A 1,535-nucleotide genomic window follows, 5' to 3' on the forward strand; every position below is an offset into this window, starting at 1 on the left:
ACTGGTCACTCTGGCGAAGACTCAGCCAGACACGCGCCCGCAACAGCCACTACAAACAACGCGGACACACCCCCTAACTGTGATTGCAGTATTAGGACGCCGGTCCGGGTGACTCGTGAACCGTCTGCCGCTCTTCGGGGCTGGCTCTCCCGGGGTATGTCGCCGGTCCGGTGTCCGTTCACGGTCTGACTCAACAGAGGCGTGTCCCGGGTCGGTTGGTTCCGGAAGTCGGCGTGTCGGCCGTGGACGCCCCTGTCGTCCGGACACGAGGAACACAGCCCAGTGATACTGATCGGCATTGATCCACACAAGTCCACCCACACCGCTACCGCGGTCGAGCCCGCCTCGAACCGCCAGATCGGCTCACTGCGAATCGAGGCGAGCCTGCCGGAGTACCGGCGGCTCCTGACCTGGGCCCGGACGTGGCCGCAGCGCAAATGGGCGGTGGAAAACGCCAACGGCCTGGGCCGGCACCTCGCGCAGTGGCTCATCGCCCGTGGCGAGAGCGTCGTCGATGTCCCGGCAACCGCGACCAGCCGGGTCCGTGAGCTCTCTCGCGGTGGACGACGCAAGAACGATCGGATCGACGCGGCAGCCGCCGCCACGGTGGCATACCTGCAGGGCGACGGCCGCGAAGTCATGGCCGAGGACCACACCACGGCTCTGGCCCTCCTGGACGAGCGACGCGTCAACCTCGCCCAGGCCCGGGTCCGCACCGTCAACCAACTTCACGCGCTGCTACGGGATCTACTGCCCGGCGGCGCTCCAGCCCAGCTCAGTGCAGATCAGGCCGCAGGGTTGTTGCGGACCGTGCGTCCCGCGGGCGATGTCGAGAAGATTCGCAAGGATCTCGCCCGCGATCTCGTCGCCGAGATCCGCACTCTGGACAAGCAGCTCACCGAGAACAGCGCCCGCATGCAGAGTCTCGTCGAGACAACTGGCAGCACGTTGATGAAGACCCCGGGCATCGGTCCGGTGATGGCAGCCCGTCTGATCGGCAGGGTCGGGAGGGCAGACCGCTTCCCCACCGCAGCGGCGTTCGCGAACTACGCCGGCGCCGCCCCCGTGGAGATCGCGAGCGCGGACAAGGCCAGACGCCTGCTCTCCCGCTCCGGAGACCGACAGCTTAACTCCGTCCTCCACACCGTCGCGGTCGCAGCTGCGGGCGGGCCAGGGTGCCCGTGATGGCGCCCACGATCGCCTCCGTGGCGTCCCCTCACCGCCCGGGCCTCCGGGCCACGCTCACCACCCTGGCCGCCAACCTGCGCCCTCGGCCGGGCCGGTACGGCGGATCCGCCGCCCTCGCCCTGGTCCTGGCCGCCGCGTACGCGACCGGCGGATGGGCCGCCGTCCTCGCCGGAGTGCCCCTCCCACGCCTCCTGCTCTACCCCCTGCCCGCCTGGTGGAGCCTGATCGCCGAACACACCTCGACAGCACCATGGTCGCGTCCAGAAGGTGGTGTAAAAGGCGACGAGCGTAGGTTTCCGTACTGAACCGTCCAAAGTTCGTACGAGGAAGGACCCACGCTCGTGCAC

At 68.6% G+C, this 1,535-nt stretch carries 2 protein-coding genes; both read left to right on the forward strand.

Going from position 1 to position 1,535, the window contains the following annotated elements; genetic code table 11:
• The first annotated feature begins 282 nt into the window (after nt 1–282).
• Entirely contained in the window at nt 283–1,185 is a 903-nt protein-coding gene (locus AC07DW_RS34445) for an IS110 family RNA-guided transposase (RefSeq protein WP_478861524.1), read from the forward strand.
• Complete coding sequence (locus tag AC07DW_RS34450; RefSeq protein WP_478861525.1) at nt 1,185–1,493, forward strand: hypothetical protein; 309 nt, start codon at nt 1,185–1,187, stop codon at nt 1,491–1,493. Before AC07DW_RS34445 ends, AC07DW_RS34450 begins: the two co-directional genes overlap by 1 nt.
• Nucleotides 1,494–1,535 lie beyond the last annotated feature (42 nt).

It is taken from the genome of Streptomyces sp. NPDC045701 (assembly GCF_056432045.1).